The 21,533-nt window shown below is 60.2% G+C and carries 20 protein-coding genes; 9 read left to right on the top strand and 11 right to left on the bottom strand.

The annotated features are described in order from the left end of the window. Window positions 1-4: 4 nt before the first annotated feature. From BUS06_RS26705 to BUS06_RS26690, 4 genes are all read right to left on the bottom strand, one after another. Complete coding sequence (locus BUS06_RS26705) at window positions 5-2,491, bottom strand: ATP-binding protein (RefSeq protein ID WP_143787658.1); 2,487 nt, start codon at window positions 2,489-2,491, stop codon at window positions 5-7. Further along, complete coding sequence (locus BUS06_RS26700; RefSeq protein ID WP_074267402.1) at window positions 2,488-2,874, bottom strand: response regulator; 387 nt, start codon at window positions 2,872-2,874, stop codon at window positions 2,488-2,490. Before BUS06_RS26700 ends, BUS06_RS26705 begins: the two co-directional genes overlap by 4 nt. Before the next feature lie 138 nt (window positions 2,875-3,012). Beyond that, a complete protein-coding gene (locus tag BUS06_RS26695) occupies window positions 3,013-3,753 on the bottom strand; it encodes a response regulator (RefSeq protein WP_074267401.1) in 741 nt (246 codons plus the stop codon). A gap of 54 nt (window positions 3,754-3,807) precedes the next feature. Beyond that, window positions 3,808-4,695, bottom strand: coding sequence for a LysR substrate-binding domain-containing protein (locus BUS06_RS26690; protein WP_074267400.1), 888 nt, complete (start codon window positions 4,693-4,695; stop codon window positions 3,808-3,810). A gap of 138 nt (window positions 4,696-4,833) precedes the next feature. On the opposite strand from BUS06_RS26690, the gene BUS06_RS26685 reads away from it, so the two are divergent. The 5 genes from BUS06_RS26685 (at window position 4,834) to BUS06_RS26665 (ending at window position 9,998) form a co-directional block, all read left to right on the top strand. Beyond that, window positions 4,834-6,156 (top strand): NAD(P)/FAD-dependent oxidoreductase, encoded by a 1,323-nt coding sequence (locus BUS06_RS26685; RefSeq protein WP_074267399.1) that lies wholly within the window; start codon window positions 4,834-4,836, stop codon window positions 6,154-6,156. Between the two features lie 83 nt (window positions 6,157-6,239). After that, window positions 6,240-7,058, top strand: coding sequence for a substrate-binding periplasmic protein (locus BUS06_RS26680; protein ID WP_074267398.1), 819 nt, complete (start codon window positions 6,240-6,242; stop codon window positions 7,056-7,058). Window positions 7,059-7,127: 69 nt separating this feature from the next. After that, window positions 7,128-7,931, top strand: coding sequence for an amino acid ABC transporter permease (locus tag BUS06_RS26675; RefSeq protein ID WP_074267397.1), 804 nt, complete (start codon window positions 7,128-7,130; stop codon window positions 7,929-7,931). Window positions 7,932-7,963: 32 nt separating this feature from the next. Then, a complete protein-coding gene (locus BUS06_RS26670) occupies window positions 7,964-9,301 on the top strand; it encodes an NAD(P)/FAD-dependent oxidoreductase (protein ID WP_074267396.1) in 1,338 nt (445 codons plus the stop codon). A gap of 10 nt (window positions 9,302-9,311) precedes the next feature. Continuing rightward, complete coding sequence (locus BUS06_RS26665) at window positions 9,312-9,998, top strand: SDR family NAD(P)-dependent oxidoreductase (RefSeq protein WP_074267395.1); 687 nt, start codon at window positions 9,312-9,314, stop codon at window positions 9,996-9,998. Window positions 9,999-10,144: 146 nt separating this feature from the next. Here BUS06_RS26665 and BUS06_RS26660 read toward each other — a convergent pair whose 3' ends face one another. Continuing rightward, window positions 10,145-10,393 carry a hypothetical protein gene (locus BUS06_RS26660; protein WP_074267394.1) on the bottom strand — a complete coding sequence of 83 codons (249 nt, stop codon included), beginning with the start codon at window positions 10,391-10,393 and terminating at the stop codon, window positions 10,145-10,147. Between the two features lie 273 nt (window positions 10,394-10,666). On the opposite strand from BUS06_RS26660, the gene BUS06_RS26655 reads away from it, so the two are divergent. From BUS06_RS26655 to BUS06_RS26645, 3 genes are all read left to right on the top strand, one after another. Beyond that, window positions 10,667-12,313: an acyl-CoA synthetase gene (locus tag BUS06_RS26655; RefSeq protein WP_074267393.1), complete on the top strand. Its 1,647-nt coding sequence runs from the start codon at window positions 10,667-10,669 to the stop codon at window positions 12,311-12,313. Between the two features lie 45 nt (window positions 12,314-12,358). Further along, entirely contained in the window at window positions 12,359-13,414 is a 1,056-nt protein-coding gene (locus tag BUS06_RS26650) for an ADP-heptose--LPS heptosyltransferase (protein WP_143787657.1), read from the top strand. Between the two features lie 457 nt (window positions 13,415-13,871). Beyond that, window positions 13,872-14,258, top strand: a complete 387-nt coding sequence (locus BUS06_RS26645; protein ID WP_074267391.1) for a hypothetical protein — start codon at window positions 13,872-13,874, stop codon at window positions 14,256-14,258. Window positions 14,259-14,286: 28 nt separating this feature from the next. Here BUS06_RS26645 and BUS06_RS26640 read toward each other — a convergent pair whose 3' ends face one another. The 6 genes from BUS06_RS26640 to BUS06_RS26615 all read right to left on the bottom strand — a co-directional run bounded on the left by BUS06_RS26640 (window position 14,287) and on the right by BUS06_RS26615 (window position 19,512). Beyond that, entirely contained in the window at window positions 14,287-15,762 is a 1,476-nt protein-coding gene (locus BUS06_RS26640) for an NCS1 family nucleobase:cation symporter-1 (RefSeq protein WP_074267390.1), read from the bottom strand. Between the two features lie 240 nt (window positions 15,763-16,002). Next, window positions 16,003-16,746: an acetoacetyl-CoA reductase gene (gene phbB, locus BUS06_RS26635; RefSeq protein ID WP_074267389.1), complete on the bottom strand. Its 744-nt coding sequence runs from the start codon at window positions 16,744-16,746 to the stop codon at window positions 16,003-16,005. A 62-nt stretch (window positions 16,747-16,808) separates the two neighbouring features. Continuing rightward, entirely contained in the window at window positions 16,809-17,339 is a 531-nt protein-coding gene (phaP, locus tag BUS06_RS26630) for a phasin family protein (RefSeq protein ID WP_074267388.1), read from the bottom strand. A gap of 163 nt (window positions 17,340-17,502) precedes the next feature. Further along, window positions 17,503-17,700, bottom strand: a complete 198-nt coding sequence (locus BUS06_RS26625) for a hypothetical protein (protein WP_074267387.1) — start codon at window positions 17,698-17,700, stop codon at window positions 17,503-17,505. Window positions 17,701-18,063: 363 nt separating this feature from the next. Further along, window positions 18,064-18,720 (bottom strand): RNA polymerase factor sigma-70, encoded by a 657-nt coding sequence (locus BUS06_RS26620; protein WP_074267386.1) that lies wholly within the window; start codon window positions 18,718-18,720, stop codon window positions 18,064-18,066. Between the two features lie 81 nt (window positions 18,721-18,801). Then, window positions 18,802-19,512, bottom strand: a complete 711-nt coding sequence (locus BUS06_RS26615) for a 4'-phosphopantetheinyl transferase family protein (protein WP_074267385.1) — start codon at window positions 19,510-19,512, stop codon at window positions 18,802-18,804. 282 nt (window positions 19,513-19,794) lie between these two features. On the opposite strand from BUS06_RS26615, the gene BUS06_RS26610 reads away from it, so the two are divergent. Next, window positions 19,795-21,504: a thiamine pyrophosphate-dependent enzyme gene (locus BUS06_RS26610; RefSeq protein WP_074267384.1), complete on the top strand. Its 1,710-nt coding sequence runs from the start codon at window positions 19,795-19,797 to the stop codon at window positions 21,502-21,504. The last annotated feature ends 29 nt before the right edge of the window (window positions 21,505-21,533 follow it).

The raw sequence follows: 21,533 nt of genomic DNA, 5'->3' as shown, positions 1-21,533 counted from the left end.
CCACTCACTGACTAAGGACTCGATGAAGCGTAAGCGCCAACTCGTCCGAACGCAGTGGCTTTCGTAGCGACGCCGCGACACCGGCGTTGGCCGCTTCGCTCTCGAGAAGCGGATTGCCGTGACCGCTGCAGAGAATAACCGGCAGCGTGTCCCGAATCGCGCGAATGCGGGCCGCCAGTTCAAGACCTGTCAGGTCAGGCATGGTCTGGTCCGTAACGATCACATCGAAGCGGTCCGGATCGTCTTCGAACGCCCGCAATGCAGCGGTGCTGGATCGGAAGCCCACGGGTTCATAACCCAGTTCGGCCAACACCTCCTCGGCAAGCGTCACCAGCGCATCTTCGTCATCGACGATCAGCACCACCTGCCCCTCACCGCGGGGCAGCGTTTCGGCAATATCCTCGACGGCGGGCGGCGGCGCTGCAGTGACGGGAAGGTAAATATCGAATCGCGTGCCCTCCCCAACCACGCTGTGAACGTCAATGCCGCCGCCATACTCGCGCACAATTCCGTCGACAAGCGAAAGTCCGAGTCCGGTCCCCTCACCGGTCTTGCGTGTCGTAAAGAACGGATTGAACATGCGTCCGCGTACCTCATGCGGGATTCCGGTGCCGCTATCGCTAACGCTCAGCCTGACGAAATCACCAGGCCCTACGATTCCGTCCGATAACGCTTTGGCAGATATCAGATGCTGATCTTCGAGTGTTACTGCTAGTGTGCCGCCCGCCGGCATCGCCAGGACCGCGTTGCTGCAAAGATTCATGACGACCTGGTGCAGGTGCGTGGCATCGCCAGCAACGTAGGTATCCTTTTCAGTGAGCCTGATATCGAGCTCGATGTTGTCGGGCAAGCGAGCCTTTAGCAACTCGATGGTCTCAGCGACTGCAAGCAAAACATCGACGGGAACGCGCGCGGCCATACCGCTTCGACTGAAGGTCAAGATACGCTCGACGAGCGCCCGCGCCCGGTTGCCGGCATTCAGAACCTGCTGGACGTATCGTCGCTCGTCGCTCCCGGCAGGCAACGAGTGGAAGGCCCGTTCCCCATAGCCGAGAATCGCACCGAGAATATTATTGAAGTCGTGAGCAATGCCTCCTGCGAATGTGCCCAACGCCTCGAGCTTCTGCGATTGCCTCAGTTGTTCCTCGAGCTGGTCGCGTTCGTGTTCGGCCTCACGGTGCGCGGTAATGTCTTCTACCGTCGCAATCAGCATGTCGTCGGTTTGCGGAAGATGGTGTTGCGAATGTGGGCGATGAGCCGCAACGCTCGCCATGCCGACGTCAGCCCAAACCACGCGCCCATCCAGATGTGTGAAGCGGGTTTGAAAGCGGACCGTATCGTGCACGCCGGATAGCAGTCTGGCGACGTACTCGCGCGCCGAAGCAACGTCCTCGCGAGACGTGATGTCGAACGCACCCACCTGTTCGAGCTGAGCCGCCGAGTAACCCACCATCCGCTGGAACGCTGGATTGGTCGCCACATAGCGGCCATCTGCGGTCAATACGACAACGCCCAGCGGCGCATTTTCGAATACCGCTCGCCAGCGGCGCTCGCTCGAACGAAGCCGACTGTTCACGTCCTCCAGACGGCGCATCTGGCAGATCAGCGCATAAGCAAGGAACGCGACGAAGGCAGAGATCGAGCCCGTGCGCACCACCGCATTGATCGAACTTGTGCGCCAGTCGGCCAAAGCGACCGGCTTGTCACGTGAAACGACAACTAGCAGAGGGAACCCGGGGACCTGACGCGTCGCGGCAAGCGCGTCGGCGGGCAGCTTTCCTTGAGGCTCGGCGGCAAACTCGACGATTGGCGTGCCGCCATCGCGCAGCAGCCTGATAGCGGCCCCGTCGCCCAGGTCGATGCGTTTATAGAAGTCTCTAAAGTATTCCTCTTCGACGAGCGCACGCGCCACACCCGCGAACCGGCCCTCGCCGTCCTGCAGACGAATCGCTACGGCGAACGTCGGCGTTCCGTCAATGAGACTTTGCAACGGCTCGCTCACCACGACCGCCTCTCCGGACGATTTCCTCAAATCCTGGAAGTACTGACGATTGGCGATATTCGGACTCGAGTTCGCGGGTGGCACCGTCGTGGCAATACGGTTGCCGTTCTCGTCGGCGATCGTCACCTCGCGAATCTGTGGCAAGCCGTCGATCTGGCGCCTAAGGAAAGCGGCTTTCTCCGCAGGCGTTTCCACCTGGTTGCGCGGGTCCCGCTCCCATACCGATGTGCGCCTCAGGATCAGCTCCACCTCCTGTAGCGAGCGGGCCGTCTGTTCAGCAAGCGCGCTCGCGAGGCTGGAGACTTCACGGTCATTGTCTGCGAGGGTCAAGCGGCGCGCCCGCCAGCTATCCCAGCCGGACGCCACACATACCAGCAATACGATCAGGCCTGCACCTATCGCGATGACCCAGTGCAGGTAGGGTCCGCTGATGACACGTCTTGTTGGCTCCGCCTCGGCCATGGTTCTCGCGATAGGGTGGACACTCACCGGACCTCAGCATCATGGAACAGCCCGCCAACCGCGGAGACCAGTTGCTCGCAGCTAAACGGCTTGGCCAGCACGCGGTCTACGCCGAGCTGTCGCGCCATCTCCGCGCCCGTCCCGGGTCCAGGCTGAAAATATCCGGAGACCGCTATGATATACGCGGTTGGAAAGCGGGCTTGCAATTGCTGCAACGCTTGCGCCGCGCCGACCTTTGGCGAGTTCAGGTCGGCGATGACGACTGCAAACGAGTGGCGTTCCTCGGTTCGCAGCGTGTGTAGCGCCTCGGAATCGCAGACAGCGTATCCGGCATCCGTCAGCCACAGCGAGACCAGTTCATGCATGAACGGATCCTCGTCCAGAACCAGAATGTCCTTTCCACGCGCCATGACGGATGCCCCATCATTGGTTGACCGGGGTCGCTTGAGTTACGGTAGTCCGGGCTATTTAAAGCGCGTGAAATTGCCGCGCTGTTTCTCTTTTGTGCCGTTCTATTACATTTGAAATGAAGCTTTGCGTTGCGCAGGCTACAGCGCAACGGAACTCAATTTTTCCACTGGTACGGCGAAGACGTAGCCGGCGCCCCGCTCGGTTTTGATAAATTGCGGCGTGGACGCGTCTTCCTCGATCTTGCGACGCAGACGCAGAATCTGCACATCGATGGAACGGTCGAAAACATCGTCGTACAGACGACTTGCTTCGAGCAACTGATCGCGTGACAAAACCCGCCCCGGTGCCGACAGAAACGCACTCAGCAGAGAGAACTCGCCATTCGTGAGTTCAATGCGTTCACCGGCTGGCGTCGTCAATTTTCTGGTGCCGATATTCAGTTCCCAACCGGCGAACCGATAGGCGCGAACGTCGAGTTGACGACCGATCAGGGTCTGAGATGCGGCTGTGCGGCGCAGGACCGTGCGGATTCGCGCGAGCAGTTCGCGCGGGCTGAATGGCTTGGTAACGTAGTCGTCGGCGCCCAGTTCGAGCGCCATGACGCGGTCCGCTTCGTCGAGCCTGCCGGACACGATGATGATGGGAAGCGAGGACTGGTCGCGCACTCGCCGGGCGATCTGCATGCCGTCTTCCCCCGGCATGCGCAAGTCGAGCACGATCAGATCGATCGCAAACTCTTTAAGAGCCGCAGCCATTTCCTTGCCATTCGCTGCTGCCGCAACCCGCATGTCGTTCTCGCGGAGATAGTCCGCAATCAGTGTTCTGATTGCGGGATCATCATCCACCACGAGAACGTGAGGAAGATTTTCATTGCTCATGCCTGGCGCTCCTATAACCGCTTGGATTATAGCGTGCAGGCCTTTCAGCAAGCTCTAGGTGAAACGCTCCATGGTCTCGTTAGCGAGGTCGAGAAAAGCCTGCACAACAGGATTGATGTGCTGCAATTGCGGACGCAAGGTAAAACCCCTGAACATCACATCTGGCGAAAACGGGCGGAATACGATCCGCTCCGGATTCGTGTCGAGCGTGGCAAGCGGGTTCACCACACCAATCCCGAGTCCGCGGGACACCATGGCGCAAATCGTCGCGCCGTACGGCGTTTCGATTGTCGGCACCTGGTTGACTTCTGCCTGACGCAGGGCACGATCGACCGCCGAGCGCGTATCGTCCGCATACGAGGACAGGACAAGACGCTCGCCCCTGAGGTCGCGCGCGTGAATACGCTTTTTGCCCGCAAGAGGGTGCCCGGCCGGCAACGCGCACACGCCGGCGAGGCGATACAACTCAGCGCTCGTCACACCGAATGCATCGGGCGTGGTGGTGGCAAAGCCGATGTCGCAATAGGCAGACGACGCCCAGCGCTGGATGGTCCCTTCACTACGCATTTCCAGTGCAACGGCGATGCGCGGATACGCCGCCAGAAAGCGCTCGATCACCATCGGCACAAACGACAGCGCGAGCACCGGCGCCGCCACGAGCCGCAGGCGCCCCGTGCCGAACTGCCGGATTTCGCGCGCGGAGTTCACGAGCTTCTCCAGCCCCACGAAGCTTCGATCGACCTCCCGGTAAAACGCGCTTCCCGCATCGGTTGCCTGGATGCGCCCACCGTTACGCGTGAACAGGGCGAGCCCTGTCGATTGCTCGAGCTCCGCAATCAGGCGGCTGATGCTCGGCTGCGACGTGCCCAGTTCTGCGGCCGCCGCCGTCATCGAACCACGCAGCATCACCAGCCGGAAGGCCTCGATTTGTCGCTGATTCATTGGATAGTCCCTCCGTTGAGCCTCGATCCGGATCAGCATGCCATATCAAAATTGAATAGCAGACGTTTTTGGCCGTATTTGACTGGATGATCGACGCAAACCTAGACTGGTTCCTATGCTTGTCACTTCAAAGAGGCCATGCGACCCGACACCCTGCTCTTCCACGATAACTTCCGGCTTGCGCCCTACTGGTGGGATGCAGCGCCGCCCGAGACGGCACGCGAGCCGCTGCCGGATAGCGTCGACCTGGTGATCGTCGGCAGCGGCTACTGCGGCCTGTCTGCCGCCGCGCAAGCCGCGCGCGACGGCGCGAGCGTCGCGGTGCTCGATTCGGCCGAGATCGGCGCGGGAGGCAGCACCCGCAGCGGCGGGATGGTGTCGAGCGGACAGAAGCTCGCTTTGACCAATGCGATACGCGGGGTCTCCGCGGAGCGCCTCGTGCGTCTGATGCGTGAATCGGCGGCGAGCTTCGAGTATCTGCAACGCCTGATTGCCGACGAAGCGCTCGACGCCGATTTGCAGATTACCGGCCGCTTCTTCGGGGCCTTCACAGAGCGGCATTTCGAACACCTGCGCAAACAAGGCGATCTGTTGCGCGAGAAAACCGGCGTCACGGTGCACCTCGTGTCGCGCGACGAGCAACGCTCGATCATTGGCTCGGACTACTACTACGGCGGCATTCTCGTCGACGAATATGGCGGCCTCCATACGGCCAAATATCATCGTGCCCTGCGCGGACTGGCCCGGCGCCGCGGCGCCAGCCTGCATTCGCACGCTGCAGTAGAACGAATCGAACGCAGTGGCGCGCATTTTCTCGTGCATACCGTACGTGGAAAAATCGAAGCAAGGCAGGTACTAGTGGCCACCAACGGCTATACGGGACGCTTGCTACCGTTCGTCTCGCGGCGCGTCTTGCCCGTCGCGAGTTATCAGATCGCGACCGACGCTCTGCCGGCGGGCCTGATGGATGCGCTCAATCCGGGACGCCGAATGATTAGTGATTCGAAGCGAAATCTGTTCTATACACGCCCCTCGCCGGACGGCACCCGGATGATCTTCGGCTCGCGGCCGGCGATCCGCGAAGTGGACGAGCGCGCAGCCGCGAGGCTCCTCTACGCCAAGCTGATCCAGCTCTGGCCGGCGCTGCGCGACGTGCGCATTACGCATGCATGGAAAGGCTACGTTGCGATGACCGGCGACAAGCTGGCGCATATCGGCGTGCACGACGGCATTCATTACGCACTCGGCTGCAACGGCAACGGCGTCGCGTTGATGAGCTATCTGGGGCAGCGCACCGCGCGGCACATCCTTGGCTTCGACGCCGCCCCAGGCGCGTTCGGCGAAGGCGAGTTTCCGCTTAGCGTGGCGGGCATGGCGAGCCGATGGGCGGTGCCGGTCGGCACCGCGCTTTACAAGCTCGACGATCTCTGGAACGGTCGCGCACGCGCCACCCTCTCCTGAAACCGACCTGGAAATTGCTGGACATTGCGTTGACTTCTTTGTAATACCCTTCAATCGGTGGTCCTTTCGACGGAGCAAACATCATGCGCTTTCGCCACTTTCTGCGTCTCATTGCGATAGTCGTTCCTCTTTCATTCGCGGCGCTCACCCAGGCGCATGCCGAGGATGTGGGCACGCTGACACCCGGCAAGCTCGTCGCCGGCGTGGATGCAAACAACAAGCCCTACTCGTATATCGACGACGGCAAGATGACCGGCTTCGACGTCGAACTGCTGCGTGCCATTGCGGCGAAACTCGGCCTCACCGCGGACTTTCGTGCGCAAGACTTTAGCGGCCTGTTGCCAAGCGTGGCGAACCAGCAGATCGATCTTGCTGCCGGCTCGATTTCCATCACCAAAGACCGCCTGAAGATGGTCGATTTCTCCGAGGGTTACCTGACGGGGCTGCTAAGCGTCGCGACCTTGCCTGGCAGTCCGATCACGAGTGACCCAGCCTCGGTAAAGGACAAACGAATCGGCGTCGTGCAGGGCACCATCGAAGATACGTATTCGGATAGCTACCTGCCCGGTGCGCAAATCGTGCGCTTTCCGAATCTGAATGCAGGCTTCCTGTCGCTACGCTCCAAGTATATTGACGGCTACTTCGTCGACAAGACGCTCGTCGAAGGTCTGCAAGGCAAGTATCCGCAGATGAACATCGCCGACAAGCTCGATATCTCGGCGGTCAATCTGCCCGCCGGCTTTCCGGTGCGCAAAGGTAACGCCAAGCTCGAAGCGGCCTTGAACAAGACCATTGACGAACTCGTTGCCGACGGCACCTGGCTTAAGCTATACCTGCAGTTCCATCCGGGCTATCCGAAGCCGGCCAATCTGCCGCCGTACGCAATGAAGACCGGCAGTTAGCCGGGCCGTAACTGCGACGCAACCGGGCGGCGTCTAACGCGCCGCCGACGCTCAAAACAGGAGCGCGCCATGAATGCCTTTTTGCAGAACTTTCTCGACTGGCCGTTGTTGATCGGGTCGTTGCCTTCATTGCTCTGCACCGGCCTCGTCAATACGCTCGTGCTGTCGCTGTTTTCGACGGTACTGGGCATTATGGCGGGCATGGTGCTCGCGCTGATGGCGGTCTCGCACACGCGCTGGCTGATGCTGCCGGCGCAGATCTTCATCGACGTGTTTCGGGGCCTGCCGGCCGCGCTGGTCATCCTGCTCGTAGGTCAGGGGCTGGCTCCGGTCGGACTTGCGGTCTTCGGTCCAAACCCTTATCCGCTCGCCATCGTTGCGCTCGGCCTGATTTCGTCGGCCTACATTGCAGAGATTTTCCGCTCGGGCATTCAAAGCGTGGGACGTGGGCAATTGTCCGCCTGCCAGGCACTTGGCATGACCTATTGGAGCAGCATGCGGCATGTGATCGTGCCGCAAGGCATTCGCCGTATCTTGCCGGCGCTTGCCAACCAGTTCATTTCGATCGTCAAGGACTCGAGTCTCGTCTATTTTCTCGGCCTGCTGACCTCGCAGCGCGATCTGTTCACCATTGGGCAGAACACCTCGGTCAATACGGCGAATCTTTCGCCGCTAGTCGCGGCCGGTGTCGTGTATCTGCTGATCACGGTACCGCTCACGCATGCAATCAATCATATCGACCGTTGGACCAATCGCCATGCCAATCCACGGCAAGGCGGTAAAGCACGGGGCACCATGCTCATGACTCGAAGGCAGCGTAGATCTGTCCAGGCATCGGCAAGCGAGGCCGCCGTCGCCGAAACACGTCACTAAACACAATCTCTATCTATTGGGCAGCAACCTATATGGGACCACAAGTCGAGACTGTCGCTAGCGATACCACGCCGCCTGCTGAAGTCGATGTCGTCGTGATCGGCGGCGGGATTATCGGCGTGAGCACCGCGCTCTACCTGAGCGAAAAGGGCTTACGGGTAGCGCTCTGCGAGAAGGGGCATATCGCGGGAGAACAGTCGAGCCGCAACTGGGGCTGGGTGCGTGTCACCCATCGCGACATGCGTGAATTCGAACTGAGCATTGAAAGCCTGAAACTATGGCGCGGCCTCGACCGTGCTCTCGGAATCGAGACCGGCTTCAACCAATGCGGCATTCTCTATATGACCGAGGACGAAAAAGTCATGGAGGGTCATCGCACATGGCTTGCGAATGCACGCGCGCTCGCAGGGGATGCGTTCGATACGCTCGAGGTCGATTCGAAGGCAGTCGCCTCGTTACTTCCTGGCGCGGCGAAATCGTTTAGAGGCGGCTTATACACACCGGGCGATGCCCGCGCCGAACCACAACGCGCTGCACCGGCGATCGCCAATGCTTTGCGTAAGCGCGGCGTGAAGATTCTGACGCCCTGCGCAGCACGCGGTATCGAAACGAGTGGTGGGCGGGTCAGCGCGGTGGTAACCGAGCACGGCACGATCCGCTGCCAGAGTGTCGTCGTGGCTGGCGGTGCGTGGTCGCGGCTCTTCTGCGGCAATCTGGATGTCGATGTGCCTCAATTGCTGGTGCGTGCCTCAGTACTACGAACCGATCCGCTGGAAGGCGGCCCGACCACCAGCGCAAGCAACAAGCAGTTCGCGTTTCGCAAGCGTGCGGACGGTGGATATACCGTGGCCTATGGATTCCGTACCTACACCGACCTCACACCCGATTGCTTTCGCCTGTTCTTCAAGTACCTCGAAGCATTGAAAAGCCAGTTGGGCGCCTTGCGGATCGGGATCGGCGCGCGCTTCTTCGACGAGCTGCGACGCCCCCGGCATTGGGCGCTCGATCAGACTTCGGTGTTCGAACATGTCCGCACGCTCGATCCGGAACCCATCGTCCGCTACGTCGATGCGGGACTGCACGAGTTCATCAAGGTGTTCCCGCAGTTTAGTCACGCACGTATCGCGCAGCGTTGGGCGGGCTATATGGACGTCACACCCGACGCCATTCCGGTGATCTCGGGGGTCGACAAGGTACCCGGGCTGTTTATCGGCACCGGCTTTTCGGGTCACGGCTTCGGCATCGGTCCGGCTGCGGGAAAGCTGATGGCCGACCTCGTGGCAAACGATGCGCCATTGGTCAATCCCCACGCGTTTCGTTTGAACCGCTTTAGCGACGGCACGAAAATCGTCATCGATGCAGGTTTCTAGGGAGGATCATATGCAGAAGGTAGCGATGATTTCCGGCGCGAGCCGCGGTATCGGCCGGGAGATAGCGGACGAACTGGACCGGCGCGGTTATCTGTTGTCGCTGGGCGTGCGCAATCCCGCGGGGCTCAACGACAGCTACGCCGACAGCCTCGTCTTCGGGTACGAAGCGCGTGATCCGGAAGCGGGACGTCGTTGGGTTGATGCCACTATCGAACGGTTCGGCGGCATTAACGTGCTAATCAGCAACGCTGGAATCTGCAAGCCCATCAGTCTGGAAGACGGCACGGACGAGCTGCTCGAAGAGACCCTTGATATCAACGTCAAGGCGCCGTTCAGGCTGATTCAGGCAGCGTTGCCGCATTTGCGCCGTGCAGGCAATGCGCGCGTCATACAGATTGCGTCGCTGTCGGGCAAACGCGTAAAGAACCTCAACGCGGGCTACCAGATGTCGAAGCACGCGATCATCGCGCTCAATCACGCGGTACGGCGCGCCGGTTGGGACGACGGAATCCGCGCTACCGCGATTTGCCCAGGGTTCGTCAATACGGAAATGGCAGCCGGTATTGCAGATCTGCCGCCTGAGGCAATGACACAGCCGGACGACATCGCGCGTCTCGTTGCCAACACAATAGAAATGCCAAACTCGGCGAGCGTCGCCGAGATTCTGGTCAATTGCCGTCATGAGGATTTGTTTTAGCGCAGCGCAACATTTCGAGCCGAAAGATGGTCGATGCTAAAACGTGACAATGCTGTGACGCAACAGACAGGTCGCATTAGGCCCTTTAATCGTGCCTCTTATGCAGTTCCTAAATTGGCGCTTTTGCAGCGTCCAATTAAGTTAGTTTAGTCGCGTGCAACGAGATTGTTGACGCGTCCCTCGCCTGTCACAAGGCAACTCGACAGGAAATTCTGCCCTTGTCCGCTGGAAGCCGCATCGGAGAAACCCTTATCCATTGCGCCCAGTCTGACCAGCTCAGCGCCTTTCGCGCAAGAGATCGAGCCCTCTTCACCAGCCTGCGCATGGGTTAATGCCCGGCCTGCGGTCAAATACGCAAGGAGCATCAGTACTGCAATATTAAATACGCGTCTCATGGTTTGCCTCCTCTGACGAGAAGACTAGCGCGAACCATGCTCACACGATGTTAGGGGTTTCCCGATCAGCGTTAAGCCGATAATCAGTCAATAAGGACCCCACACTTTACTGTTTACGGGTTTTCCCTTTGTCAAAATGACGCACGACATGCTGCGCTGCATTATCGTGCGGCGCAGCAATTCAAAGATGCATGGAGGTCCCTTAAGAGCCTGGGTGGTTTACTATCCGAGCTTGAACCCGACTCAGATCGATCGGGACACGTGGAGAAAGCGATGCTTCCAGCAGCGCAAACGTATGAGACATTGGCCGCCACATTCGCATGGCAGATACCGGATCGCTACAACATTGGCGTGGACGTGTGCGACAAATGGGCCGACGGCTCGGGGCGCCTCGCGCTGATCTACGAGGATCGCGACGGCAGCGCTACGCACTATAGCTTCGACGACCTCAAGGCTCGCTCCAATCAGTTTGCCAATGCCTTGCGCCGCAGCGGAGTCGAGCGGGGCGACCGGGTGGCGATCTTCCTGCCGCAATCGCCCGAAACTGCGCTTGCGCATGTGGCGGCATATAAGGCCGGCTGCGTCGCCGTGCCGCTCTTCGCGCTGTTCGGCGTCGACGCTATTCAATATCGGCTCGCGGATAGCGCCGCAGCCGCTCTCATCACCGACGCAGCAGGTCTGCAAAAGCTCGCTGAAATACGCCACACGCTGCCGGAGTTGAAAGCGGTGTATTGCATCGACGCCAATCAAGCCGCTGCGGCCAGCGACGTGCACGCGTTCTGGGAAGCCCTCAACGTAGAGTCCGACGCGTTCGAACCAGTGGACACCTCGTCCGAAGATCCCGCGGTCATCATCTACACCTCCGGCACCACGGGCAAGCCAAAAGGCGCGCTGCATGCACAACGCGTATTGCTAGGGCATCTGCCAGGCGTGGAACTGTCGCAGGCCTGCTTTCCGGCACAGGCGCAACTGATCTGGACGCCAGCCGATTGGGCGTGGATCGGCGGTCTCTTCGATGTGCTACTGCCCGCGTGGCATCACGGCGTGACCGTCCTTGCGCGCCGCTTCGAAAAGTTCGACGGCGAAGCCGCGTTCGACCTGATGGCACGCCATGCAGTCACACACACCTTCCTGCCGCCGACCGCGCTGAAAATGATGCGCACAGTCGCGCATCCGGAGCGCTGGAAGCTCGCGTTGCATGCGGTGGCGAGCGGCGGCGAATCGCTTGGCGAAGAACTGATCGCGTGGGGGCGCGCCGCGCTCGGCGTGACCATCAATGAGTTCTATGGGCAAACGGAGTGCAACGTCGTGGTGTCGTCGTGCGCGACGCTGTACCCGCCGCAGATTGGCGCGATCGGCAAAGCGGTGCCGGGCCACGAGGTTGCGATCGTCGACGATGATGGTCAGCCCGTGCCGAACGGCATGATCGGCAACATCGCAATTGCCGGCCCCGATCCGGTAATGTTCCTCGGTTACTGGCGCAACGAGGCCGCCACGCGCGACAAATTCCGCGGACGCTATCTGCTAACCGGTGATCTCGGCCAGCGTGACAACGAGGGCTTCATCCGGTTCGTCGGACGTAACGACGACGTCATCACTAGCGCTGGTTACCGCATCGGGCCCGCGTCGATTGAAGACTGCCTGCTGCAACATCCGGCAGTCTGCATGGCCGCGGTGGTCGGTGCGCCAGATGCGCAACGCACGGAGATCGTGCTGGCATTCGTGGTGCTGAATGCGGGCTTTGTGCCGGGCGACGATCTGGTGCGCGACATACAGCAGCACGTCAAGACGCGCCTTGCCGCGCATGAATATCCACGCGAGATACGCTTTGTGGAAGCTTTGCCGATGACCGCAACCGGCAAGGTAATTCGCAAGGAGTTGCGTGCGAGTCTCACGGTGTCCGGCGGAAAAGCCCCGTAAAATACGCGGTCTCAACGCCTCGGCGTAACCCACGGAATAATCGAATTGCAAAGCCTACGTGCAGACGAAGCACTCGCCTACCCGGGCTCTCTGCTTGATACCAAAGGCCGCATCGTCGCGCCGTACGATCTCGAGCAGCGCGACGCCGAGATCGGCGAGCACGTTGCGCTTGCGAGCCAGGCCGGCATCCTCAACGCAGCCGCCCAGCCATTCGAAGTCGATTACTCGCAAATCGCTGTTGCTCATGTGATCAACGGCATGGGCGTGACGCTCGGCGATTCGATTATCGGCTTGACCGCGCTGGCAGCGATCCGGCAGATCTACCCGCACGTGCGCTTCGTCGTGTACCGACCGGAACTGGCGCCAGCTTACGTCGAACAACTCTATGCGCTTGCCGAAGGCCACGTTGCGAGCACTCGCAGCTTGCCTTGGCCGCTTGCGGATATCCCACGCGAAGAAGTGCGTGTCGACCTCGGCAACCAGCTCTTCTGGCCTCGCTTTATGTCGTTGCCGATGATCGATTTTTTCCTCGATGCGCTCGGTGTGCCGCCCTCGAGCGTGCCGTCAGCGAACAAGGCCAACCGCTGGCTCCAGACACTGGAGCTGCCTTCATTGCCCGAGGCGTGGCGCAACCGTCCATATGTGCTGTTCTGTCCAACGGCCAGCACGCCGATCCGCAGCATTGCGACACCGGTGCGTAGCGCACTCGTGAGCCGCTTGTTCGAGCAGTTCGGCTTTCCCGTGATTGGCTTTGGACCTGTCGATCATCCGCAGTATGTGGATGTGACAGCAGCATCTCCAGGCACTGCAGACTTTCTTACGTGGGTCAGACACGCGCGTTACGTGCTGACTGCAGACACCGCGGCCGCGCACATTGCAGCCGGATTCGACGTGCCCACGACGGCGTTCTTCACGACGGTCGCACCTGAACTGCGGGTGCGCGACTATCCGTTGTGCCGCCCTGTCACGCTGGAGTTGCCCGGATTGAGCAATGTGCAGGCAAGCGATCGCGAGCAGGACATGGCGCGACTGAACGCGGCGTATCAAGAGGCGATGAACAGCGAGTTGCCCTTCGCACCGCTGCGACCAGCGTCGGAATGACGACGGCCCTGCAACCACCACCCGGGACAATATAAACCGACGCAACCGCGGCCCAGGCACGCCCAATGCTGGGTAGTTCTCGTACCACAACCATCTACCGGAGGAGAACTATCATGCCCTACTTACTCGGCTGGCTACTTGGCGTACCGGTAATCGTCCTCGTCATCCTTTATCTGATCTTTCACTGACATCACCGTCTCAGGCAGAGGTGCATGTGGCTACCCGCAAGGGTGCGGCTACCTCACCTCTGCGAAAATAAAGTTAACCACCCGCAAGCAGCACCGGCCAGCCTGTTAAACAGGTCCAGGTCGTATCGCGCTGCATGACTGGTGCGCGCGTCTTGATTGTGATTTTCAGCCTCGTACAATGTGATCCGGCATGTGATGTCATGTCGGGCTGATGCAGCGTCCTACGCTGTGCGGCACTCGAAAGACGATTGCGTTCGAGGAGCACATTCATGGCAAACAGCGAGTATTTGTTGTCGCATCAGGAACTGGTGAAGGCCGTGATCATTCATCAGAACATTCACGATGGATTCTGGCGCCTTAACATCAACTTCAACGTCGTTGCCACACACGGCAAGCAGATGCCGGACCCCTGCCTGTCTGTGACCATTCAGGGCATCGGCATCATGAAGGCGGACCCCACCGACGAGATGGCAGTAGACGCGGCGCTCACCAATCCGGAGAAAATCGAACCTGTTCAGGAAGCAATGCCGGAAGCTACCGCCGGCATGCAGTTTTGCCGCGACGTCTACCGCAAGGTTGCGGTCCATCTCGACGACGCGGCGAGACCGATCAGCGCGGCGACAGCCGTCGACCTGCGTGCGCGGCTACATAAATGAACGCGAACCCTCTTCGCAACACCACACGCTAGTTGCGCCGCGCCGCCCGCATCATCACCACATAAAGCACTGCACCCACCGCTGCACCGATCAGCCACCCGAAGTTATTGGCGGGCAACACGTGCAGCAGTTGCGTGCAGAGTTCCCAGCCCACCGAGATGATGCCGGAAATGACCAGCGCAGCAATGCCCACCTTGTTCCAGCCGCCGTCGTAATAGAAGCGTCCGGCCGGCGCCATGCTGTAAAGCTCGGCCGTTTCGATCTGCTGCTTCTTGATGAGGTAGAAGTCGGCCATCATCACACCATATAGCGGCGCCAGCACTGAGCCAAACACGCTGACGAAAATCGTAATCGCCTTGGGACTGTCAACAAAAATCCACGGACACACGAGAACCGCAAGAATCGAGGCCACGAGGCCGCCCTTCTTGAAGTCGATATGCCTGGGAAAAAGATTCGCGATGTCGTAGGCAGGAGAGACAAAATTGGCAACGATGTTGATGCCCATTGTCGCCACGATAAACGTCAGGCTGCCGATCACCACGGCCACCTTATTCTGGATGTGAGCGACGATTGCAACCGGGTCCATGATCATTGAGCCGAACACGGTCGCGCTGCCGGAGGTCACGATCACTGTGATGATGGCGAATACGATGAAATTGACCGGCAGGCCGAGAAAATTACCTACCTTCATCTGACGCTCGCTCTTGGCAAAGCGCGAGAAGTCGCCGAAGTTGAGCAACAGCGCAGCGAAGTAACTCACCACCAGCAGTGTGGCATTACCCATGCTGGCAAACTGCTCGCTGCCGGACAGTACCTTGCCGCCGAGCGTGAGACTCAGGCTGCCCAGCCCCGCTTGCGAAAGAATCCACGCCATCAGCGCGAACATCACCACATATACTGCTGGGCCGCAGAAATCGATGAACTTGCGGATCGCCTCCATGCCGCGCTGGAAGATGATCAGCTGGAACACCCACATGAACAGGAAGCTGACCCAGCCAAGTCCGTCGAGGCGCAGGAAGCTGAAGTCGTGCAGCGCCGCAGCCGCTGGAAAAAACAGAATGACGAGCGTCGCCACCGCTTTCGACGCAAAGTAGGTTTGCACGCCGTACCAGACAATGCCCACCACACCGCGGATGACCGCCGCGAGGTTCGCACCCATGACGCCCATGCTGACGCGGGCCATGACCGGAAACGGAATGCCATGCACATAACTGGGTTTGCCGACCAGGTTCATCAGCACATACACGACCAGAATGCCGATGGTGAGAGCAATCAATACCTGCCAGCCGGATATGCCGAGAAGAAACAGGCTTGCCGCGAACGTGTAACCGCCGACGCTGTGGACATCCGACATCCACATGGCAAAGATGCAATAGCCGGTCCACGTGCGTTTGTTGAGCGGAACCGGTGCGAGGTCATGATTGTACAAACGCGCGTCGGTCTGTGCCGCCTGCCCGCCGGTGCCATGCGGGGCGCTACCATCGATAAGCGGTGAGGTCGACATGTCTTCCCCTGTTGCTGTACCTGACGATTGAATCCCGGCGCAATGCGCTGCCATGCTGTGCCGGGTTGTGGACGGGCTGCGTTCCGACGACCTGCCGCTTGCCATTGCAACAATATAGATTGTTCTACAAGAAAATGACCGTGCCGAAATAATCAGCCATGTTTTACGGGGGAAAGTGCAAAGTGTGGGATGCACGCCTGTTCGGATGCTTAGGCGTGCTGGTGGAGATTGGCGAGCCCGCTACTGCAGGTGCTGTCCACCATTGATGGCGATGTTGGCGCCGGTGACGAAGGCCGCCTCCCGCGAGCATAGATAGAGTACGAGCGCCGCCACCTCCTCGGGCTGCCCAAGCCGTCCCACCGGGATCTGCGGAATGATCCTGGTGTCGAGCACTTCTTGCGGCACCGCCATGACCATTCTGGTGGCGATGAATCCAGGCGACACGGTATTGACCGTGACACCCTTTTTCGCCACTTCGAGTGCCAGAGATTTGGTAAAGCCATGCATGCCTGCTTTTGCGGCGGCATAGTTCGTCTGACCGAAACCACCCTTGGAGCCGATAATGGACGAGATATTGACGATGCGCCCCCAACCTCGCTCCACCATGCCGTCGCAAACCGGTTTCGTCATGTTGAAAAGCGAATCGAGGTTGGTGCGCAGAACTGCGTCCCAGTTGACCTTGTCGAGCTTCTTGAAGCTGGCGTCGCGCGTGATGCCGGCGTTATTGACGAGAACATCGACATTGCCCACTTCCGCTTGAAGCTTTTGGGCACCTCGCTGACATGCATCGTAGTCCGCAACATCTACTTCGTAAGCCGGAAAGCGGCGCCCGGCCGCTTCCATCCGCGCTAGCCAGGCTTGCGCACCGGTGTTAGCGGGTGAGTACGTCACCACCGTCGTATAACCTGCGTCATGCAGCTTGACGGCGATGGCTTCACCGATACCACCCATTCCACCCGTCACCAATGCGATCTGGCTTGTCATTGCGGCTGCCTCGCGTGAGAGGATGCTGATCCGGTCACCGCGTGTTCAGCCTTCCCGGCCACTCACCCGGTTGTTGCGCCCGATGCGTTCGATGTGCGCGGCAGCACCGCTTCGAAGCCGCCTTCGGCCATGTTGACAGCTTGCCGAGCCGACTTGTTGACGCTGTCGTAAAACGCGCCGCTCGAATCGATCAGCTTTTTCAGCGCAGCGACAGCCGCTTCGGAACCCGCCGGCGCCTGCTTCGACATATCTTCGAAGAGCGCCTGCACCCGGCGATTGTGCGCTTCGTACTGCGCCGCTGCAATCGCTGCGAATCCCGTCTGGGTGCCCACTGCAATCTCATACACGCGATACTGCCAAGCCTGGATTCGTTCGGCAAACCCACCGCCGGGACTGGCCTGCTGCGCGAAAAACGCCTGCGGGTCAGCGGCGGACAGCAGTTTATGCGTGTCGGCAAGGGCCGATCTGGCCGCCTGCAGATTCAACACGGTCAGCTTCTGGAAGCTCTCGAAGGACAGGTTTGCCAGACCGTAAAACGTTTCGAGGCTGGCCTTTTGAGCCGCGGCAAACTGCTCCGGAAACAACTCATTCATCTTGAAGCTCCTTAAGGCGACTCGTATTTTTAAATAAGCATAACAAACTAAGTTACCGCTCTCTCAGGTTCTATACCAGCACGTCCGCTCAAATTACCGTTATCTGGAAGCCTCCTCGGGATCGTACAGACGGTGACGCGGCTTCCCGCGCTCCGGGTCGATATCAGTGAATGCGGCCAGCCGCTTTCAGGAACGAGTAACCCTCACGGGTCAAACGCGGCAATGCCTCGCCGGAGCCCGCGTGTTCGAGACTGACGAGTTGGCGCGCGAGCAGAACGTCGAGATCTGCCCGATCAACCTCCAGTTGCGCCGTGGCGTCCTTGACCAGCATCAGCGTTGCGAATTCATGAGGGCTCAGCATCTTTGTCTCCCAAGCTTTTAGGGGCTGCCTTGACGGGATTCTGACGGTCAGCCGTCGCGTCCCGAAACCTGACTCATTGAACGGATTACCGCAAATGCGACTCCTCGCCGGATCGACACGCGTCGCGTATCGAGGGAAGTCATCTTAATTCGGGCCAGCGCAAAATATCAATATGTGGGAAATGGCTTTTGAGATAAGCCGCGGCTGATGACCGGCGTGCGCGATCTCGGTGAAATATGCGCTTTGCCAGAACCGGCGAGCGTTTGAACGCAGTTGCGGCGGCAACTCGAGCACTGCCGGACAAGTTGCCTCCAGGGTAAACAGGTAGCCCGTATGTATGAATATCGGTCTGGATCGGCGCGCTTATCCCCGCCAGCGGCCAGCCGGGTTTTTCTGACCAGTACCGGGACGGACGCAATCGGCGCAATGCTTCGCCGCGTCGCGAACCATGAAGTGAACCAGCGTTTGCGACACATTCAGCGCGCGAGCCGTGTCCTGCAACGTCTCTTCGCGCAGGCGCACGAACTCGAAGGCAGCACGCGTGCGCTCAGGCAACTGGGCCAACGCATCGAACGCGTGGCGCAGCGCATCGCGAGTCGCTAGCGCCGCTTCGGGACCCGGGTCAGACGAAGCGATATCGAGGCCGTCCTCTGCGTCAGCCTGCCAGGCGCTTTCGAGCATCTGACGATCGCACGCATCCATCGCGGCATTGCGCACCATCCGCGTGACATATGCCACTGGTTGACGAATTGCATCCTGGTTTGGAAAAGCCACGAGCTTGACGAACACGTCGTGCACCACATCTTCGGCGCGGCTGCCGCAACCGACGAACGAGGCAGCGAGCGTCACCAGCGACGGGCGATGTCCGATCAGCACGTCCAGCAACGCACCGCCGCAGCGGCCCGCAGCGTTAGCGGTCTGGCCCGGTTCCCGGCGACGTTTGCCGGTCTGCGGTAGGGACGCGCGCGGCGTGCGGCCACGGTGCAAAACCTGTGCGGGTCCCGCTAGTCCATCCGCCATCGCTCCAGCCTCCGTTAATCCATTGAGAGGCTGTAATCTAACTTAAATGCGAATAATTCTCAATAGCATTTAAAAGTGCCATCACCCACCAAAAGGGACGAGGCGTTCCTGCGTCGACCATGCGACGCACGTGGCATAACCCGCAGGCGCAGCGAGCCACGTCGCCGCGAGATCCCGGGCCTCGTCAGGCACGTGATCGCGCAAACGTACCTGCGTACCCTCGCGCGGCAGGACCGTCAGACGTTGCAACCCACGCACCACGCCGACGCCTGTTGTCTTGAGCAAGGCCTCCTTCGCGACCCAGGCGTCGTAAAAGTGCTCGAGACGTTGGTCCGCAGACGCCTCGTCGAGCCAGGCCACTTCGCTGCCCGCCAGCGTTAGCGAGGCAAGCGAGCGCCAGTCGAGATGGGCGCTGCGCTGCTCAATGTCCACGCCTACCCGGCGTCGCATGGATAGTGCGATCAGTCCATGCGCGCCCGAGTGCGACACGTTGAAATCCAATGACGTGGTTTCAGCCAGCGACGGACGGCCCATGGCGTCGCGCACAAGCCACAGCGCGTGCGGCGCGGTGGCGAGCGTACTCGCGAGTTGCTCTCGCAAAGCCGCGCGCACCGTCGCGAAGCGAAGCGCATCTTCGCTGCGCCGAAACACGCGCGCGTGCGCGCGCTCGTCGCCGGAAAGCACGCTGAACGCTTCGTCAGCGAGCGTCGCGGCGAAGTCGATATCGACTCGCCACACCTGAACATCGGACGGGCCGTCATGCAACAACGGACAGAGAGGGATGCGTTTCATCGCGGGGTGCGGATGCGTTGCCCGGCGGGCGTGCGGAATGCGCCACTGTACCCGATACGGGACAGCAACTTTACAGATCGCCTGCTTCGGAAGCCAGCCATGACGGGCCTGTCACGGCCCCGCTCCCCCATCAGAGGGATATTCGATGCTGAGGACTCCGCTCAACATACCGAGACCATCCCACCGGTCCGGTGAGCGAGAAGAACACTGGCCCACTGCGCATCTGCAGTTCACAAAGGCGGTAGACCGGTTCACGAACAAAGCATCCTCTGGAGAACATGTATGGCCAAAAAAGTGGCCGAAATCATCGTGGAAACGCTCGCCGCGGCTGGCGTAAAGCATTGCTACGGGATCGTGGGCGACACACTGAACCTTATCGCTCACCACATCAACGAGAGCGACATCGAGTGGGTCCATGTGCGCCATGAAGAGGCGGGCGCATTCGCTGCCGAAGGCGAAGCCATGTTGACCGGCAACCTGACGGCCGTTGCCGGAAGTTGCGGGCCTGGCAGTCTTCACTTCATCAATGGTCTGGTGGACGCGAACCGCAACCGTGCGCCGGTGATCCTGATTGCAACCCAGGTGGCCAGCGAGGAAATCGGCTTCAACTTTCCGCAAGAGGTCGACTTCAAGGCGATCTACGGATCGTGCAGCGTGTTCTGCGACATGATCATCACGCCGGAGCAGGCCCGGCGTAAAACGGTAATTGCGTGTCAAACCGCCATTGCAAAAGGTGGCGTGGCCGTGCTGATCGTTCCGGTTGACATCTCCCACGCCACTGCGAGCGACGCGGTGCCGTATTCGGTCCACACGAATGTGCCCATGGTCCGGCCGAATGACGCAGACCTCGACCGTGTCGCCGACATTCTCAACTCGGGCGAGAAAGTTGCCATCTACGGCGGCTCGGGATGCCGCGGCGCCCACGCTGAAATTCTCGCGGTGGCCGAGCGGCTGAAGGCGCCGATTGCACACACGTCGCGCGCCAAGGACGTGCTTGAACACGACAACCCGTACAACGTCGGCATGACCGGCATTATCGGCAGCGAAGCGGGTTACCTGGCGGTGTCCGAATGCGAGACCTTGCTGTTGTTGGGCGCGGACTTCGCATGGCGGCAGTTCTACCCGGAGAAGGCCAAAATCGTTCAGATCGACATCGCACCCGATCACCTCGGCCGCCGGCATCCGGTCACGCTAGGGCTGGTTGGCGATATCAGGTCCACCATGGAAGCGTTGTTGCCACGCCTGAAACCGCGCACGTCCACCGAGTTCCGCGACAGGCTCGTCGCACGGCATGCCGATGCGCTGGAGAGCCACCGGTCCAAGGCGGTCCCGTCGGACCGTGGGACGATCCCTCCCATCTATCTGACCGAGCTGATCAACCGGCATGCGGCGAGCGATGCGATCTTCTGCGCCGACGATGGCACACCCACCGTCTGGTTGTATCGGCACATCGAAACGAACGGAAAACGCCGCGTGTTTTCGAGTCTGCTACACGGCACGATGGCGGCTGCTCTGCCAATGTCGCTGGGGTTGCAAAAGTGCCAGCCCGGACGTCAGGTGATTTCGATGTCCGGCGACGGCGGTCTTGCCATGCTGTTCGGTGAACTCATGACGGCCGTGCAGGAGAAGCTGCCCATCAAGGTGGTCGTGTTCGACAACGGCAAGCTCGGGTTTATCGACATCGAACAGAAGTCCGAAGGCATGCTGCCGCTCTACACAGGGTTGCAAAACCCGGACTTCGGTAAGGTTGCCGAAGCGATCGGATTCTGGGGGCGCACGGTGACGAAGGCCGATGAGCTCGAAGATGCCGTCGTGACCTGGTTGAAGGAACCGGGCCCCGCGCTTCTGAACGTCAAGGTGGATACGATGACGCTCGTGATGCCGCCGAAGATCGATTGGGGCTCCGCGTACGGGATGGTCCTGTACTCAGCGAAAGCGATGTTGCAAGGCCAATCCGCCGATGTCTTCGCCATGATCCGGGAAAATTTATAAGGTTTGCCAGGCGAATTCGATACGGAACG

It is taken from the genome of Paraburkholderia phenazinium, from assembly GCF_900141745.1.
Taxonomy (GTDB): Bacteria; Pseudomonadota; Gammaproteobacteria; order Burkholderiales; family Burkholderiaceae; genus Paraburkholderia; species Paraburkholderia phenazinium_B.
The sequence above is the reverse complement of the archived record's forward strand: the minus strand, read 5'-3'. Positions and strand labels throughout refer to the sequence as shown.

Coding starts and splice junctions, on each gene's coding strand:
- BUS06_RS26700 (WP_074267402.1), bottom strand. CDS start 2,874: ATGGCGCGTGGAAAGGACATTCTGGTTCTGGACGAGGATCCGTTCATG.
- BUS06_RS26695 (WP_074267401.1), bottom strand. CDS start 3,753: ATGAGCAATGAAAATCTTCCTCACGTTCTCGTGGTGGATGATGATCCC.
- BUS06_RS26690 (WP_074267400.1), bottom strand. CDS start 4,695: ATGAATCAGCGACAAATCGAGGCCTTCCGGCTGGTGATGCTGCGTGGT.
- BUS06_RS26685 (WP_074267399.1), top strand. CDS start 4,834: ATGCGACCCGACACCCTGCTCTTCCACGATAACTTCCGGCTTGCGCCC.
- BUS06_RS26680 (WP_074267398.1), top strand. CDS start 6,240: ATGCGCTTTCGCCACTTTCTGCGTCTCATTGCGATAGTCGTTCCTCTT.
- BUS06_RS26675 (WP_074267397.1), top strand. CDS start 7,128: ATGAATGCCTTTTTGCAGAACTTTCTCGACTGGCCGTTGTTGATCGGG.
- BUS06_RS26670 (WP_074267396.1), top strand. CDS start 7,964: ATGGGACCACAAGTCGAGACTGTCGCTAGCGATACCACGCCGCCTGCT.
- BUS06_RS26665 (WP_074267395.1), top strand. CDS start 9,312: ATGCAGAAGGTAGCGATGATTTCCGGCGCGAGCCGCGGTATCGGCCGG.
- BUS06_RS26660 (WP_074267394.1), bottom strand. CDS start 10,393: ATGAGACGCGTATTTAATATTGCAGTACTGATGCTCCTTGCGTATTTG.
- BUS06_RS26655 (WP_074267393.1), top strand. CDS start 10,667: ATGCTTCCAGCAGCGCAAACGTATGAGACATTGGCCGCCACATTCGCA.
- BUS06_RS26645 (WP_074267391.1), top strand. CDS start 13,872: ATGGCAAACAGCGAGTATTTGTTGTCGCATCAGGAACTGGTGAAGGCC.
- BUS06_RS26640 (WP_074267390.1), bottom strand. CDS start 15,762: ATGTCGACCTCACCGCTTATCGATGGTAGCGCCCCGCATGGCACCGGC.
- phbB (WP_074267389.1), bottom strand. CDS start 16,746: ATGACAAGCCAGATCGCATTGGTGACGGGTGGAATGGGTGGTATCGGT.
- phaP (WP_074267388.1), bottom strand. CDS start 17,339: ATGAATGAGTTGTTTCCGGAGCAGTTTGCCGCGGCTCAAAAGGCCAGC.
- BUS06_RS26625 (WP_074267387.1), bottom strand. CDS start 17,700: ATGCTGAGCCCTCATGAATTCGCAACGCTGATGCTGGTCAAGGACGCC.
- BUS06_RS26620 (WP_074267386.1), bottom strand. CDS start 18,720: ATGGCGGATGGACTAGCGGGACCCGCACAGGTTTTGCACCGTGGCCGC.
- BUS06_RS26615 (WP_074267385.1), bottom strand. CDS start 19,512: ATGAAACGCATCCCTCTCTGTCCGTTGTTGCATGACGGCCCGTCCGAT.
- BUS06_RS26610 (WP_074267384.1), top strand. CDS start 19,795: ATGGCCAAAAAAGTGGCCGAAATCATCGTGGAAACGCTCGCCGCGGCT.